At 38.6% G+C, this 17035-nt stretch carries 17 protein-coding genes; 2 read left to right on the top strand and 15 right to left on the bottom strand.

All coding sequences use genetic code 11. From position 1 onward, the window contains the following. Window positions 1–69 precede the first annotated feature (69 nt). Window positions 70–975 (top strand): LysR family transcriptional regulator, encoded by a 906-nt coding sequence (locus E3U55_RS02710; protein WP_134338784.1) that lies wholly within the window; start codon window positions 70–72, stop codon window positions 973–975. Between the two features lie 327 nt (window positions 976–1302). Here the strand turns inward: E3U55_RS02710 and E3U55_RS02715 are convergent, their stop codons facing one another. From E3U55_RS02715 to E3U55_RS02745, 7 genes are all read right to left on the bottom strand, one after another. Next, window positions 1303–2172, bottom strand: coding sequence for an ABC transporter permease (locus tag E3U55_RS02715; RefSeq protein ID WP_407644092.1), 870 nt, complete (start codon window positions 2170–2172; stop codon window positions 1303–1305). Between the two features lie 52 nt (window positions 2173–2224). Further along, window positions 2225–3229, bottom strand: a complete 1005-nt coding sequence (locus tag E3U55_RS02720; protein ID WP_134338786.1) for an ABC transporter permease — start codon at window positions 3227–3229, stop codon at window positions 2225–2227. 103 nt (window positions 3230–3332) lie between these two features. Further along, window positions 3333–5033 (bottom strand): ABC transporter substrate-binding protein, encoded by a 1701-nt coding sequence (locus E3U55_RS02725; RefSeq protein WP_134338787.1) that lies wholly within the window; start codon window positions 5031–5033, stop codon window positions 3333–3335. A gap of 51 nt (window positions 5034–5084) precedes the next feature. Then, window positions 5085–6056 carry an ABC transporter ATP-binding protein gene (locus E3U55_RS02730; protein WP_134338788.1) on the bottom strand — a complete coding sequence of 324 codons (972 nt, stop codon included), beginning with the start codon at window positions 6054–6056 and terminating at the stop codon, window positions 5085–5087. Beyond that, window positions 6053–7045, bottom strand: coding sequence for an ABC transporter ATP-binding protein (locus tag E3U55_RS02735; RefSeq protein ID WP_194840800.1), 993 nt, complete (start codon window positions 7043–7045; stop codon window positions 6053–6055). The genes E3U55_RS02730 and E3U55_RS02735 overlap by 4 nt, the downstream gene beginning before the upstream one ends. 323 nt (window positions 7046–7368) lie before the next feature. Continuing rightward, window positions 7369–7743 carry a cytochrome-c oxidase gene (locus E3U55_RS02740; RefSeq protein WP_134338789.1) on the bottom strand — a complete coding sequence of 125 codons (375 nt, stop codon included), beginning with the start codon at window positions 7741–7743 and terminating at the stop codon, window positions 7369–7371. Between the two features lie 60 nt (window positions 7744–7803). After that, a complete protein-coding gene (locus E3U55_RS02745) occupies window positions 7804–8700 on the bottom strand; it encodes an AEC family transporter (RefSeq protein WP_134338790.1) in 897 nt (298 codons plus the stop codon). Between the two features lie 176 nt (window positions 8701–8876). On the opposite strand from E3U55_RS02745, the gene E3U55_RS02750 reads away from it, so the two are divergent. Further along, complete coding sequence (locus E3U55_RS02750) at window positions 8877–9665, top strand: carbon-nitrogen family hydrolase (RefSeq protein WP_134338791.1); 789 nt, start codon at window positions 8877–8879, stop codon at window positions 9663–9665. A 38-nt stretch (window positions 9666–9703) separates the two neighbouring features. On the opposite strand, the gene E3U55_RS02755 is transcribed toward E3U55_RS02750, so the two are convergent. The 8 genes from E3U55_RS02755 to gnd all read right to left on the bottom strand — a co-directional run bounded on the left by E3U55_RS02755 (window position 9704) and on the right by gnd (window position 16911). After that, on the bottom strand, window positions 9704–9967 hold the full coding sequence (locus E3U55_RS02755; RefSeq protein WP_228547453.1) for an HPr family phosphocarrier protein: 264 nt from the start codon (window positions 9965–9967) through the stop codon (window positions 9704–9706). Between the two features lie 18 nt (window positions 9968–9985). Beyond that, window positions 9986–10882, bottom strand: a complete 897-nt coding sequence (locus tag E3U55_RS02760; protein ID WP_134338792.1) for an AEC family transporter — start codon at window positions 10880–10882, stop codon at window positions 9986–9988. Window positions 10883–10888: 6 nt separating this feature from the next. Further along, a complete protein-coding gene (gene dgoD / locus E3U55_RS02765) occupies window positions 10889–12037 on the bottom strand; it encodes a galactonate dehydratase (RefSeq protein ID WP_134338793.1) in 1149 nt (382 codons plus the stop codon). A 1-nt stretch (window position 12038) separates the two neighbouring features. After that, entirely contained in the window at window positions 12039–12686 is a 648-nt protein-coding gene (locus E3U55_RS02770) for a bifunctional 4-hydroxy-2-oxoglutarate aldolase/2-dehydro-3-deoxy-phosphogluconate aldolase (protein WP_134338794.1), read from the bottom strand. A gap of 306 nt (window positions 12687–12992) precedes the next feature. Next, on the bottom strand, window positions 12993–14273 hold the full coding sequence (locus E3U55_RS02775; protein ID WP_134338795.1) for a TRAP transporter large permease: 1281 nt from the start codon (window positions 14271–14273) through the stop codon (window positions 12993–12995). Next, window positions 14248–14808: a TRAP transporter small permease gene (locus E3U55_RS02780; protein WP_134338796.1), complete on the bottom strand. Its 561-nt coding sequence runs from the start codon at window positions 14806–14808 to the stop codon at window positions 14248–14250. The genes E3U55_RS02775 and E3U55_RS02780 overlap by 26 nt, the downstream gene beginning before the upstream one ends. A 110-nt stretch (window positions 14809–14918) precedes the next feature. Next, window positions 14919–15974 carry a TRAP transporter substrate-binding protein gene (locus E3U55_RS02785; RefSeq protein WP_134338797.1) on the bottom strand — a complete coding sequence of 352 codons (1056 nt, stop codon included), beginning with the start codon at window positions 15972–15974 and terminating at the stop codon, window positions 14919–14921. Between the two features lie 40 nt (window positions 15975–16014). Continuing rightward, complete coding sequence (gnd, locus tag E3U55_RS02790) at window positions 16015–16911, bottom strand: phosphogluconate dehydrogenase (NAD(+)-dependent, decarboxylating) (protein WP_134338798.1); 897 nt, start codon at window positions 16909–16911, stop codon at window positions 16015–16017. Window positions 16912–17035 lie beyond the last annotated feature (124 nt).

Here is a 17035-nt window from a genome sequence, read left to right on the forward strand (position 1 = left end):
TGCTATCAATATATATATTCGATAGAATTAATCGCAATTTGAGATAGATCGCTTGTGAGGGTTGATATAATGGAGCTCAGACAAATTAAATACTTTATAAAAGTAGCCGAATTGGAACACGTAAGTGAAGCAGCCGCTGAATTACACGTTGCTCAATCTGCAGTCAGCAGACAAATCGCAAATTTGGAAGACGAGCTAGGAGTTAAATTGTTTTTACGCGGAGGACGACGTATTCGTCTTACACCGGTAGGAAGAATTTTTTTGGAACGCGTAAAAAGCGCTATGTTCGAACTTGATAAAGCTGAACGAGAAATCTACGAATACTTAAACCCTGAGACTGGTACCATTCGTCTCGGTTTCCCTACAAGTTTAGCCGCGAAAACCTTACCGAATGTTATCTCAGCTTTCAGAAAAGAACACCCGCAAATTGGGTTTCAACTTGAACAAGGAACCGTAAAAGAACTAACGGAAGCAGTTATCCAGGGGCATATCGATATCGCATTCGTTTCCCCTGTTCCATCAGGTGAAGACGAAGTAGAAGGTCACATCTTTTTTACTGAAAAAATGATGGCCCTTCTACCAAAACAACACGAACTCGTCCATGAACCCTACTTGAGACTAATACAGTTACGCTACGAACCCTTTGTCCTGTTCCGACAAGGCTATATCATTCGAGATATTGTGATGAAAGCATGTTCTCAAGTTGGATTCCAACCGAGAATTGCGTTTGAAGGTGAAGATGTCGATACTCTCAAAGGTCTCGTATCTGCAGGGTTAGGCGTGAGTCTCCTTCCCGAGATCACATTAAACGATATGCCGATGCGTAACACAAAAGCCATAGAAATCATTGAACCTGATGTGACGAGAACAGTGGGAATTATCCTTCCGACGAACCGGGAACTCGCCCCTTCAGAAAAAGTCTTCTTTGAATTTCTACAAAGCTACTATGAAAAATTAAATCAATTTGGGTATTAAAGGTGTGTACTGTTTTATGAAGTACACACCTTTTTTTGTGACGATATTAGAACTTCCATATCATGAGGTACATTTTTATTTCTAACTTTATTTCGTTTTAAGCGACTTTTTATTTGATTAAGCGAAAATTTCCCATTATTATTCGAATTTTTACTAAAGTTAATCAAACATTATCCCGTTTATTTCTAATTCACACGACCAATCTCATCATAAAAGTATATTTCAATGATTTAGTTCATAGCCCTATTAATCTTCATCAAACTTTTCAATAAACACAAAAAACCAGTCATGATATTCACGACTGGTTCTCTTAATACTCTACATTTATTAACTTTTCATTTTCGGATCAAGGGCATCTCGTAAACCATCACCCATGAGGTTGAACCCTAATACTGTTAACATAATCGCAACCCCAGGGAAAATCATTGTCCACGGCGCATTAACGAGATATTGTTGTGAGTCAGCAAGCATCTTACCCCAGTCAACTTTAGGTGACTGGGCACCTAAACCTAGGAAACTCAAAGCAGCAATCTCAATAATTGCAGTAGCGATCGCTAATGTTCCTTGTACAATAACAGGGGTGATACTATTTGGAATTATATGTCTAATTAATATCCGACTATCATTCATCCCCACTGCCCGCGCAGCGACAATGTACTCCTCTTCTTTAACACTTAATACACGCGAACGGATTAAGCGTCCAAAGTTCGGTATATTAATAATCGCTATCGCAATTAAAGCGTTTCTTAAGCTCGGACCTAGTATCGCCACAATCGCGATTGCTAATAGAATACTAGGAAAAGCTAATAATATGTCAAAAATTCTTGAAATTAATGTATCTACCCATCTACCATAATAAGCAGCAACCACACCCAGGAAGCTCCCAATAATAATTGAGCCTAAAACGGCTGAGAAACCTACCGTAAGTGAAATTCTAGCTCCATACATACTCCGCGATAATATGTCCCGACCAAAGTCATCCGTTCCTAACCAATGGTCACCAGTTGGAGGTTGTAATCGATTAACTAAATCATTTTTATTATAATCATACGGCATAATCCATGGTGCTAAAATCGCGACGACTACGAATAGCAATACAATTATCGCACCAATCAAAGCTATTTTATTTTTCTTAAAACTTCGCCAAGCGTCTTTCCATGGCGAGACTGGTTTTTCAACTTGTTCTTGTATTTTAATTTTCTCTTGTCTTTTTTCTTTTTCTAATGTTGCCACGAATACATCCCCCTTCCTAGTTGTATTTAATACGCGGATCAACAACAGCGTATAATAAGTCGACAATTAGATTGATGAATACGAAAATTGTTGCAACGACTAAAATTCCAGATTGAATAACAGGATAGTCCCTTGCTTGTATAGCATCATAAATGTAACGTCCTAGTCCTGGCCAACCGAAAATGGTTTCGGTTAAAATCGCTCCACCAAGTAATAAACCTGCCTGAAGACCAATAACTGTCATGACTGGAATAACAGCGTTTCTTAATGAGTGCTTGTATACAACAATAAAGCCTTTAACACCTTTTGCTCGTGCTGTACGAATATAATCAGATTTCATCACATCTAACATGCTTGAACGTGTAATACGCGCAATGATCGCCATTGGAATAGTAGCAAGCGCCACACTCGGTAAAATGATATGTCTTAAAACATCTTTAAACTGAGCGTATTCACCCTGGATTAACGTATCAATGAGGTATAAATGCGTAATTGGATTAACATCCGTCAGCGCATTGGTTCGACTCGTTGAAGGTAACCAGGATAATTCAACCGCAAAAATGTATTGCTCCATTAGACCTAACCAGAATACCGGCATAGATACCCCAACTAATGCAAAAACCATCACGGCATAATCTGCAATTGTATTATGTAGCCAAGCACTGATAATACCAGCATTAACACCGATAAAGATGGCAATCGTCATAGCAACAATAGTCAATTCAACAGTTGCTAATAAATGAGGAAACAACTCTGCTGCCACGGCACCTTTTGTTTTGATTGAGGTCCCAAGATCACCTGTTAATAGATTACCTACATAATCAAAATATTGAATGTAAAACGGTTGGTCTAAACCTAATTGTTTCTCAACCTCAGCAATAGCTTCAGGAGTCGCACGTTGGCCTAACATGATTTGTGCTGGATTACCTGGAATCAAATAAATAATTGAAAATACTAGAACGCTCATTCCAAACAACACCGGAAAAAGCATAAGAATTCTTCGTATAATATAAGCTGTCATAATGGTAGCACCTCCTATGCTGCTCGATGGGTATGTTATGTAAATAATAAGGTTTATTAATGTAAAGAAAAGGGAGTGCCGAAACACCCCCTATTCCATAACATTACTTACTTAATTCAACATGAGTTACAGCTTCAGAACCAGTTGGGTGCGGCGTGTAGCCAGACACATTAGCTGAAACAGCTACAACTGGAGTTGAGTGTACTAATGGAATCCACGGTGCTTCTTCATGTAAGATTTCTTGTGCTTGTTTATAAAGCTCAATACGTTGTTCTTCATCCGTAATTCTTTGAGCTTCTAATAGAAGGTCGTTCATTTCTTCGTTTTCATAACCTGTATAGTTACTTCCACTTCCAATACCTAATAATGTGTGTAGGAAGTTATCTGCATCCCCGTTATCACCAGTCCAACCTAGTAAGAATGCATCATATTGACCAGAAGAAGCTTCTTCTAAATAAGTACCCCAGTCAATCGTATCGATATTAGCAGTTACGCCAATCTCTGCAAAACTTGATTGAAGTACCTCAGCAATCTTCTGTCCTTCTGGAATGTAAGGACGAGCAACTGGCATATACATTAAGTCGAATTCAAAACCATTTTCATAACCAGCTTCAGCTAATAATTGCTTAGCTTTTTCTGGATCATACTCATAGTCTTCAATTTCATCATTATAACCAGCTACACTTGGTGGCATATACGTTTTAGCCGGCTGAGCCTGACCATAGTAGAACGCATCAATCAATTGTTCTTTAGGAACCGCATGGCTTAACGCACGGCGAACTTTTACATCCTGTAACGGGTTGTCACGACCAAACGTGAAGCCCATGTACCCAACGTTCATTGAAGGTCGCTCTAACACTTTTAAGTTAGGATCTTCTTCAATACTTGAAACCTCTGATGGGTTTACACCATCAACGACGTGAACATCACCTGTTTTAAGTGCATTCAAACGAGCTGAGTTATCTGGAATTACTGTATAAATAACTTTATCTAATTTTGGTAAACCGTCTTGCCAATAGTTTTCGTTTTTCACTAATACGATTTGTTCTTCACGCTTCCACTCTTCGAACTTGAATGGACCAGTACCAACTGGGCTAGACATGAAGTCTTCACCTTTTTCTTCAAGTGCTTCAGGACTTGCCATTCCGAATGGGCTCATCGCTAAGTTCTTTATGAATGTCGCTTGAGGATGGTTAAGCGTAAATTTCACTGTATAATCATCTTCAGCTGTTACTTCTTTAATGACGTGGTTCTCATCACCTTTGAAACCACCAAACATTGTGTAGTAAGGATACTTCTCAGCATCACCATTCATCCAACGTTCGAAGTTGTAAACAACATCATCCGCTGTGAAATCAGTTCCATCGTGGAACGTTACACCCTCTTCTAGTTCGAATGTATAAGTTAAACCATCATCACTAACTTTCCAATCTTTTGCTAGTGAAGGCACAACTTCAGTACTATCAACCGCATAAGTAACTAATCCTTCAAAGATATTTTCCGTTACACGGAACGCTTCACCTTCAGTAGTCGTAATTGGATCAAGTGAAGTCGAATCCCCACCACGGGCATAAACAAGTGTATTACCACCTGCTGCCGCTTCATCACTGTTTCCATCATCAGAACTACTATCAGATTCATCATCTCCAGAATCCGAGTCATCTGTAGTATCTCCACTGTCATCAGTTTCGCCACTATCTTCTGAGTTGTTCGGCTCATCATCTTCGCCACCACTACAACCTACGACAGCTGCAGATAGGAAGACAAGCATTAATAACATTAGTAGCCATGAACGTTTTGTCATGGATCAATACCCCCTTAAAATTTTAAAAAATTTATTTTCATTAAGTGCTCATCATTCATGTAAATGACAAGCAACGTAATGACCTGGTTCTTTTTCCTTAAAAACAGGTCTTACTTCTTTACATACATCCATTGCTAATGGACACCTTGTATGAAACGCACAACCTCTTGGCGGATTAGCTGGACTTGGAATTTCTCCACCTAACACATCTTCCTGGTCTTGGTCCAATTCCGGATCTGGAATCGGTACCGATGATAAAAGTGCTTCAGTATATGGGTGAAGCGTATTAGCAAAAATCTGATCGACATCTGCTAACTCTACCAATCTACCTAAATACATCACACCAACGCGATCACTAATGTGACGTACAACGCCTAAGTCGTGTGCGATAAAAATATAAGTTAAAGAAAATTTCTTCTGTAAATCTTTCAATAGATTTAATACTTGAGATTGAATGGACACATCCAAGGCTGACACAGGTTCATCGGCAATGATTAATTTTGGCCGCGTCATTAAAGCACGAGCAATACCGATTCGTTGTCGTTGCCCTCCACTAAATTGGTGCGGGTAACGTTTCGCGTGGTATTCGTCCAGACCGACCACTTCGAGTATCTCTTTAACCATTTGCTTTCGTTCATTTTTCTCGCCTATTTTATGTACAACCAATGGCTCCATTAAAATCTTTTCCACGGTTTGTCTAGGATTTAAGGAAGCTAATGGATCTTGGAAGATTAGTTGCATCTCTCGACGAATCTTTTTCATCTCAGTAGTTGATAGAGTGTTAACTTCTTTATCCTCAAACTTCACCGTTCCTTCAGTCGCTTCTATTAAACGAAGGAGTAATCTTCCTGTTGTAGATTTACCACAACCCGATTCACCCACAAGACCTAATGTTTCCCCTTTCCTAACCATAAAAGAAACATCGTCTACGGCCTTGACCTCGCCTACTTTTCTACCAAAAACGCCTCCGGTGATTGGAAAATACTTTTTAAGGCCTTCTACTTCCATTAATGTTTGAGTCATTGTTGTTCCCCCTCTTCATCAAGCAAAAAGCATCGCGCCAAATGATTTGGTTCACTAACTTCATATAATTCAGGATCTTCTTCAAAGCATCGATCGAAAGCAAATTGACACCTAGGTGCAAATCGACACCCTCTTTTGATCGAACCAGGTTTTGGAACGTTACCCGGAATTGAATATAATGTATCTACTTTGTCCCTTATATCAGGGATAGAGGCTAATAAACCTTTGGTATATGGATGTTGAGGATTTTTAAAAATCGTTTTAACATCTGATTCCTCAACGACTTTACCTGAGTACATCACCGTCACACGATCACACACTTCTGCTACGACCCCTAAATCATGGGTGATCATTATGATTGCCATATTTAATTTTTTATTTAATTCTCTCATTAGCTTTAAGATTTGCTTTTGAATGGTCACATCCAAAGCTGTCGTCGGTTCATCCGCAATTAAAACCTTTGGGTCACACATTAACGCCATTGCAATCATGACACGTTGCCTCATCCCACCAGATAACTGGTGCGGATAATCATCTAATAGTTCCTCAGCTCGAGGCAAGCCAACTAACTTCATTTTTTCAACCGCTTTTTGCCGGGCCTGTTTTTTATTTACTTTTTTATGTGTTAACAACGCTTCAACTAATTGATCTCCAATCGTAAACAAAGGGTTTAATGAGGTCATTGGTTCTTGGAAAATCATCGCAATATCGTTACCTCTTAACTTACGCATTCTCTTTTCAGATGCATGAACTAAGTCTTCACCCTTGAATAAAATTTCACCACCAACAATCTTACCAGGCGGCTTAGGAATTAAGCCCATCACTGAGAGGGACGTTACACTTTTTCCACATCCTGATTCCCCCACAATGCCAAGGATCTCCCCTTCTCTTACATAAAAATCTACATCATCGACTGCTGGCACTTCCCCATCATCGGTAAAAAAAGATGTTCTAAGGCCTTTAACCTGTAGCTCATATTCTTTCAACATATTTTACCGCCTTTCTCTCTGTACAAAATGCATAAATATGTAATTATTTAATTTTACTAAATTTAAAGAAAATTCTTATGATTGATAATAAATATTATATAAAATACACTTGTATGTCAAGTTAATTAAAAGGGTTTCGAGGATATTTTACATTTTTCGACAAAACAAGACGCAGCTAAAGTCTTAGTAATAATTCATTATTAAAGTCCAAACGTAGCACTTATGCAATATATACTTTTTCACATAACAATAAAGACCTAGCAACTTAAAAAAGCTACTAAGCCTTTAGATCTAATCTAAAATATGTTTTTAACAGTGATAACTTATTTATCTTTAACATTTATAAACACATTTAACACAAACAAGATCACACCTAAAATGATTGCATAAGACATCATCATACCAATTGCAACAACCCCGTCAAACTCAGCACCTAGAATATATTGTGCTAAAGCATACATGAACAGAGGTAACCCAATTGTATGTAGCCAGAAATGTGCTTTTGCCATCCAACTTTTTGCAGCGTTCGGATACAATTTATAAATGACGGCTGCTAGTGCAAATGATACCCAACCAATTAAATTAATGTGAACATGCACACCAGTTAATGTATAATCGTGCGCCTGAGACATATATTGTCCCATACATACTCCGACTAGGAAATACAAAACGGCTAACCGAAACATCCAAACAACCATAAATAAAAACTCCTTTCATAGAGTCATTAACTACTTAACTTTATGAAAGGAGTTGACAAATTATACTAAAATAGCCAATAAGACTGAATTCGTCACGACACTCAATAACGTAGTCACCATGGTGACACTCGAAACTAAGTCAGGACGCGCCTTAAACTCTAGAGCAAACATGGTGGTGGTTGCTGCGGTTGGCATCGCAGATAAAATAATGATTACCTTACCTATGAGTGGCGAAACCGGAAGTAACCAAACGAATAACCATGCAACTAATGGCATAGCCAGGAGTTTGATAGCTGAACCTATCGCCACCTTACTAATCTCGAACTCTTTAAATTCAATATTAGCCAGCTGCATACCAAGCACCACCATCATCAACGGCAAACCTACTGCAGCCATGAAATCGATCATTTCTATAACCGGTCCACCTAATTGAACGTTCAAACCATTTAAGGAGAACGCCAGTATAATGGCGTAAGTCGCAGGCATCTTTAGAACAGAATAAAAGGCGTAGCGAATTTCATATCCACCCCTCGAAGCATAATAAACTCCGAATATATTCATGATGATTGCCTGGATAGAAAAGAAAATTACCGCATATGTAAAGGCCTCTTGCCCCAGCGCAAACAAGACAACCGGAGCACCATAATTACCCGCATTCATAAAAGCTGTCGAGAGGATAATTCCGCTTTCTTCCCCTCGGTCCCACTTTAGAATTTTAGCCAAAATCTTATCTAAAAGAATAATAGAAAACAACAAAATAAAGCAGAACATGACGATCATTGAAAAATCGCCACTGAACTCTTTATCATAAAAAGCCTGAAATACTAAAAAAGGAATAAAAACATATATCGTTAGAGTCGAAGCAGTTTTCACATCTAATTTTCGCCACTTCTGAACGACAAATCCAATAACAAATATACTGATGATCGGTAAAACTACCTCAAAGAATACCCCCATACTTACACCATCTTTCTATTTAATCTAAACGCGCATATATCTCCTTAAGCGACCTCTTCATACTAAATCATATTCTTATATTCTGTAAATCTTCATGATGGCTCTTTCTTGACTATAAAACTAATACATCTTATGTTGAATAATAACGAAAACGACTTAAGGGTGTGTTCAACTCTATGAAAATTTCTACCTATCAAATGAATATTATTCCAGGGCAGCCTGAACAAAATCGGAATAAAGTTGCCGACTGGATCGCTAAAGATTGCAAAAAAAATCAACCTGACACGATTGTTCTACCAGAAATGTGGACCACGGCCTATACACTCTCACAATTAGACGATTTAGCCGACCTTGATAATCAACCTACCACTTCTTTTTTAAAAGAACTGGCCATTAAAAATAATATTAATATTATAGGTGGTTCATTCGCTAATAAAAAGAACGGCCAAATCTATAATACTTCCATTGTCATCAATCGAAAAGGGGAATTAGTCTATGAATATGATAAAATCCATTTAGTTCCTATGCTTAATGAACATCACTACCTATGTGGTGGTGAATCAGCAGCCAAAGTTTTTGAACTTGAAGGAATTAAAATGGGGCTAATCATTTGTTATGATTTAAGATTCCCGGAACTGATTCGCCCTCTGGCACTGGAAGAGGCAGAAATATTATTTATAGTTGCCGAGTGGCCTTCTGCAAGGCGCCACCATTGGCGAACTTTACAATTGGCCAGAGCAATTGAAAATCAGATGTTTGTGATTTCAAGTAACCGAATTGGTACTTACGACAACGTCAATTTTAGTGGAAATTCCATGTTCATTAACCCTTCTGGAGATATTATCAAAGAAGGAAGTAATAATGAAGAAGAAATTCTCACCACAACACTTGATTTTAATGAAGTAAAGAACATGAGACAAAACGTCCCTGTATTTTCCAGCCGTGTACCTGACTTGTACATGTAAAAAGCGATCCCCACCACCGGGAATCGCTTTTTCACTTACTATTGCTTTAGGAAGTTTTCTACTGCTTCCAAAGCTTCCTTCGCATCAGGTCCCTCACAAACAACTGTCACTTGGTCACTACCTTGAAGCTGCAAGTTAATTAACCCTAAAATACTCTTTAAATTAGCTTCCATTATGCTGCCATTCACATTTTTCTTCAGGAATATTTCAGCATCATATTTTTGAATGAGCTGACTAAGTTCCATAATCGTTTGTGCATCACTTAGATGAATTTCAATTGTCTTACTAATTTTTTCAGCCATAGTTGGCCACCTCCATCTTTATACAATCATTAACAATGCAGATATGGTGAAAATACTCATCAATGTTGTGACTAACGTGATACTTGAAACTAAATCTGGTTTCGAATTAAATTCAACCGCATACATCGTGGTTGTCGCTGCTGACGGCATAGCTGATGATACGATTAGAACTTTGGCTAATAACGGATCAATCTCCATAAACGACACAATAATAAATGCAATTAAAGGTGAAAGGAATAAGCGCACTACTGTCGCATATGATACTTTCCACCACTCCAGCTTTTCGAATTTAATATTAGCGAGTTGCATACCTAACACAACCATAACCATCGGTACGAGAGCTGCGGCTAATAAATCTACTGATGACATGACCTCTTCAGGCATCTCTATTCCTAAAAATTTCACAAACATCACGACGATTAACGCATAAGTCGGCGGCATTTTTAAAACAGACTGAATCGCTCGTGTCATTCCGCCACTTTTACCTCGAGCCGCATAATAAACGCCAAAGAAGTTCATAATCATTGCTTGTAAAACTAGGAATGAAACTGAATAAATGAAGCCTTCTTCACCGAATGCAAACAGAATAATCGGTGCACCATAGTTACCTGCATTCATGAAAGCTGTCCCGAGCACTAAAGAACTCTCTTCCGTCTCATCCAATTTCATAATCCATTTAATAATCTTATTGATCAATAAAATAGCAACTAATAATATGGCAGAAAAAACAACCATATTAACATATTGTGCATCCAATTCTGCATCATAAAAAGTCTGAAAAACTAAACATGGCAGCATAACATATAAAGCGACAGCTGAAACTGATTTCACATCTAGTCTTAACCATTTTTGCAGCATAAAACCTATAAAAAATATTGAGATAACTGGTAGAACGACTTGAATAAATACTGCCATAAGAAATTACCACTCCGCTACTGTTCCGTCTTGATGTCGCCAAACCGGATTACGCCAGCGATGCCCTTTTTCAGCCACTTCTTTGACATAATCTTCGTTAATTGATATTCCTAATCCAGGATTTTTCGGCAGTCGAACATGCCCGTTCTCATAATCAAATACCGAGCGGTCCTCGATGTAATCTAATAAATCATTTCCTTTATTATAATGAATACCTAAACTCTGTTCCTGAATAAACGCATTGTGACTCGTTGCATCCACTTGTAAACAGGCCGCTAAAGCAATTGGACCAAGTGGGCAGTGAGGAGCCATTCCGACATCATATGCTTCAGCCATACTAGCAATCTTTTTCACTTCAGTAATTCCACCTGCATGAGAAAGGTCTGGTTGAATGATATCGACATAACCATCTTCAAACAGCGGTTTAAAATCCCACCTTGAATACATTCTTTCACCTGTTGCGATCGGGGTTGCCGTATGATTGGCAATCTCTCTTAATGCTTCATTATTTTCTGGTAAAACAGGCTCTTCAATAAACATCAAACGATAAGGTTCCAATTCCTTAGCCAGGATTTTTGCCATAGGTTTATGAACACGCCCATGAAAATCAATACCTATACCAATGTTTGGTCCTACTGCTTCTCGCACAGCAGCAACACGCGCAACCACTTGATCAATTTTTTCATACGTATCGATGTACTGTAATTCTTCAGTTCCATTCATCTTCACAGCATGGAAACCTTTATCGACGACCTCTTTCGCAGCCTGTCCGACATCAGATGGGCGGTCACCGCCAATCCATGAATATACTTTAATTGATTCACGGCAGGCGCCTCCCATTAATTCATAGATTGGTGCATTATAATATTTACCTTTAATATCCCATAAAGCCTGGTCAATACCAGCAACTGCACTCATATGAATCGGTCCACCACGATAAAAACCAGAGCGATACATCACATTCCAATGGTCTTCAATGTGAAGCGGATTTTTACCAATTAAATAATCCTCTAATTCATGGACAGCTGATTTAACGGTTTCCGCACGCCCTTCAATGACAGGTTCTCCCCACCCGACAATACCTTCATCCGTTTCTACTTTTAAAAACAACCATCTTGGTGGTACGACGTATGTTGTTAGTTTAGTGATTTTCAAGTTACTCACCTCTTGCCTTGCGTATTTCTGCCTGGAAAGCTTCAGCAACCTCTCCAATGGATTGAATATCATTGTTTTCAATTGCTTTTTTATTAATTAGTGAACCACCTACTCCTACGGCTACAGCACCATTCTGTATAAATTCGCCAACATTTTTCACATCGACTCCACCAGTAGGAATCATTGGAATATGCCCTAAGGGTCCTTGTAAATCTTTTAAGTAACCTGGTCCCACTGCTGAGGCAGGGAATATTTTCACTACATCAGCACCAGCCTGATGCGCTTCAACAATCTCTGTTGGTGTCATAACGCCAGGAATTGAAATCGCATCACGGTCATTCGTCAACTTCACAACCTCTTTATCAAATGATGGTGAAAAAATAAACTTTGCACCGACATCTAAAGCTTGAGTTGCTTCTTCTGTTGTTAATACCGTACCTGCTCCGACCAGTGCCTGATCACCGAAACGGTCATTTAGCTCACGAATAGAACCATAAGCATCTTCACTATCAACCGTTAGTTCAAGAACATTTACACCTGAATTAATTAGTGTTTCAACTAGCGGAAATAATTGCTTCTTAGGTACTCTCCTTAAAACCGCAACCACTCCCGATTGCTTTAACTTTTCTAAGTTATTCAACTTACTCATGCTGAACCTCCTCTTAAAGGAAAGATTAGTTTTGATTTATTAAGAAATAATAATGAGTTGTTGTATGGTGATGAGCGAAGGTGGCGACTCCTGGTCGACTAGAATCGGCCACGTCCTGCGCCTGCGATTACTCGGCGCAAATAAAAGCAAAGAAGTAATGCAAGTAGCATTTGTGGCCAACGTCGACACTTGAACGTCCTGTTCTTCGGAAAGCGTCCACTGAAAGCGATTCACCATAACAACAACAAACCTATAAAATAAAAAGATAACTGACAGAACGGTTATCCACTCTGTCAGTCAACATTTTTAATCCCCAAACGAAATTAACCATAATGAAATCTCAGGTATGAAAATAATCATTAGCACCGAAAACACCATCGCCACGAAAAACGGAAAAACCGCTTTAGAGATCCGTTCAATCGATAATCCTGATATTCCTGAGCCAACAAACAAATTAACTCCCAGAGGTGGCGTAATAAACCCAATAGCCAAGCTAACAACCATAATAATACCGAAATGAATTGGGTCATAACCAATATTCATTGCAATCGGTAACAGAATGGGTGTCAAGATAATGATGGCTGCTAACGTATCCATGAAACAACCAACCAATAATAACAACGCGGTAATTAATAAAATTAAAACGATTTTATTTTCCGTCAGTGATAACATCCATTCAGCTATTTGATTTGGAATCTGTTCAATCGTTAATAATTTACCAAATGCAGTTGCTGTTCCTACAATAATTAGCACAGTAGCTGTAGTTAATGAAGAATCAGCAATTAACTTAGGCAGGTCTTTCAATTTCAATTCTCGATATAAGAAAAAGCCTGAAATTAATCCATAAACAACTGCGACAACAGCTGCTTCTGTCGGTGTGAAGTAACCACCATAAATACCACCTAATATAATAATTGGAATAACCATAGCCCATTTTGCTTCCCAAAAAGTACTGAGAACATAGCTTAGGCTTGTACTTTCAATCGTTCCTTTATAACCTTTTTTCTTAGAATAAATATAAGCCCAAGTCATTAGACCTACACCTACTAAAATACCCGGTAAGATCCCGGCGATGAACATGTCACCTACTGATGCGCCTCCAGTAACACCATAAATAACCATTGGTATACTAGGAGGAATAATAACCCCAATAGAACCTGCTGCCGCAACTGTAGCAGTTGCAAAAGGCTTATCGTATCCTTTACGTACCATGGCTGGAATCATGATCGACCCAATTGCCGCAACAGTTGCAGGTCCAGAACCTGAAATTGCAGCGAAAAACATACACGTTATTATCGTTGCGATAGCAAAACCACCCGTTTTACTACCAACTAACGCATTAGCAAAATTAAATAGACGTTCTGAAATACCACCTTTACCCATAATTTCACCTGCAAGGATGAAAAATGGTACCGCCATGATCGGAAAAGAATCAAGAGATGTAATTAATTCTTTCATCAAGAAGAGGATGGGAACAGATTCAGAATATACAATTGTGACCAGCGTGGATAAACCTAACGCTATACCGATCGGCACACTTAGTAATAAAAACAGCGCAAAACTACCGAACAGGACCGCTACTGTCATCTGTCATCTCCTCCTCTTCTTCTATAATACGTTCACGTTCATCTGCCACATCTATCTTTTCTTTACCTATCAACATCATAATTTGATGATACATATTTTGTAATAACCTCAGCACCGTCAGCCCCATGCCAATTGGTGCAGCTAGGTAGACAAGTCCCATCTCTATGTGCAGAGCAGGGGATTGCTGCCCTAACCTTAATAGATTTGAAGATATTTCTGTACCATAATAAACAACTAAAGCTGCAAACACTAAGAATAAAATATTTGCCAATAATGACAGAACTATTTTCCATTTACCTTTTAATAAAATAAGTAACACGTCAACTTTTATATGACGTTGCTTTTTCACACCATAACTAATCCCAATATACACAAGCCAGATAAAACAATAACGCCCCAACTCTTCTGACCAAGATAAAGAGTTCCCAAATTCTCTCATCACAACTTGTAGAAAGATCACAGCAGTCATTACACTACCGAATATAATTAAAAGCCATTCTTCTAGATGCTGTTCAATTTTTCTCAGTACATTCATGTCTTCACCTCAATACTTACCAATTTCCCCCAAAAGAGTGTTTTTCAATATGGCAAAACTCTTGCCGCCAACATGGACAGCAAGAGTTTTAGGTGGGGGCTTATTCTTATTTATTCACTTTGTGCGTTTTCAACAGCTTCCATGATACCTTCTACAGTTTCTGCTCCGATATCATCTTTGAACTCATCAATTGCTGGCTGTACTGCTTCTACCATTCTTTGACGTTCTTCGTCGCTGATTTCTGTGAATTCCATACCTTCATCTTGTAGAGATTGTAGGTACTTTTCATTAGCTTCACGGTTAAGTTTGATTTGGTGCTCACCAGCTTCTTTCGCTGCATCTCTGACGACTTGTTGCTCTTCTTCAGTTAATCCATCGTAGAACTGTTTGCTCATTAAGAAAACAAACGGGCTGTAAACGTGGTGTGTATCTGAAACATAATCTTGAACTTCATAGAAGTTTTCTAAATAGATTGTTGCATAAGGGTTTTCTTGTCCATCAACTGTACCCTGCTGTAATGCTGTGAATAACTCTGTGAAAGCCATTGGTGTTGGGTTAGCACCAAGCTCTTTAAAAGCTGCTAAGTGCAGGTCATTTTCCATTGTACGAATTTTTAGACCTTCAAAATCTTCTAACGTTTCAACTGGACGCACACTGTTTGTTAAGTCACGGAAACCGTTTTCCCAGTAAGCAAGACCAACTAGATCTTTTTCTTCTAATTTTTCAAGTAAACCTTGCGCTACATCTCCAGCTAATACTTCATCCGCTACTTCTTCACTTGGGAATAGGAATGGGATATCAAATACGCTGAATTCAGGAACAAAGTTAGCAATAGGTGCTGTAGAAGGAATAGTTACTTCCTGAGTACCTAATTGTAATGCTTCTGTCATCGAACGGTCGTCACCTAGCTGACCACTGTGGTAAGTTTCAACTGTAATATCAGTTTCAGCTTCTACTAACTCTTTGAACTTTAATAATCCTTTGTACTGTGGGTGATCCGAGTTTAGACCAATACCTGCACGGATTGTTTTCTCGCCGCCTTCATTTTCTGAAGCGCTTTCATTTTCACCATTCTGATTGTCTGTACCTTCTTCATCTCCACCGCCACAAGCAACTAAAAATAGTGCTAAAAGTGATAGTGATAGGATAAGCAAGAATTTTTTCACTTAAAACATCCCCTTTAATAAAATTTTAAAATTAATTTGATTATTTCTTAACAACTGCATGTCCACCAAACTCATTACGTAAGGCTGCAACAACTTTCCCGGAGAACGTATCATTCTCTTGTGAACGGTAGCGCATCATCAATGACATTGCAATAACTGGTGCTGCCATTTCAAATTCAATAGCGCTTTCAACTGTCCACTTACCTTCTCCTGAAGAATTCATGACACCTCTAATGGATTCAAGATTAGCATCCTTAGAAAATGCATTTTCCATTAGTTCAATTAACCATGAGCGAATAACTGAACCATTATTCCAAACTTTAGAGACAGCTTCATAATCATAATCGTATGGGCTCTTTTCAAGGATTTCGTAACCCTCTGCAATTGCTTGCATCATTCCATATTCTATACCATTATGGACCATTTTCAGGAAGTGACCACTACCATTCGGCCCTGTGTAAAGATAACCGTTTTCAACGGCAGTGTCTCTGAATATTGGCTCGATTTGTTTAAACTGTTCCTGGTCCCCACCAATCATATAGTTTCCACCTTGACGAGCACCTTCAGTTCCACCGCTTGTTCCGACATCGAAAAAGTAAATTCCTTTTTCCTGTAAGTATTCACCTAGACGAAGACTTTCCTTATAGTTGGAGTTACCGCCATCTATGATTCGATCCCCTTCATCTAAATGTTCGGCTAGCTCTTTAACGACCTGTTCGGTAATCTCACCTGCCGGAACCATCACCCATAGAGTTCTAGGCGTTTCCAGCTGTGTTACAAGTTCTTCCAAGCTATTTGTTCCCGTTGCACCTGCATCCGAGATTGTTTGGACTTGGTCTGTATTTACATCATTTGCTACGACTTGGTGTCCATGGTCCATGAGATTTAAAGCTAAGTTGTATCCCATTTTCCCAAGACCAACTAATCCAACTTGCATTTGGTAACCCCTTTCATAAAAATAAAAACTGAGTAATGAAAATTTATTTCTTGATTTTGATTATACAATAAATTTTTCTTTAATCAAGAGATGAATTAAAATTTTTTTCATAAATATTACTTCA

The sequence above is a fragment of the Filobacillus milosensis genome, assembly GCF_004402015.1.
Classification (GTDB): domain Bacteria; phylum Bacillota; class Bacilli; order Bacillales; family Alkalibacillaceae; genus Filobacillus; species Filobacillus milosensis.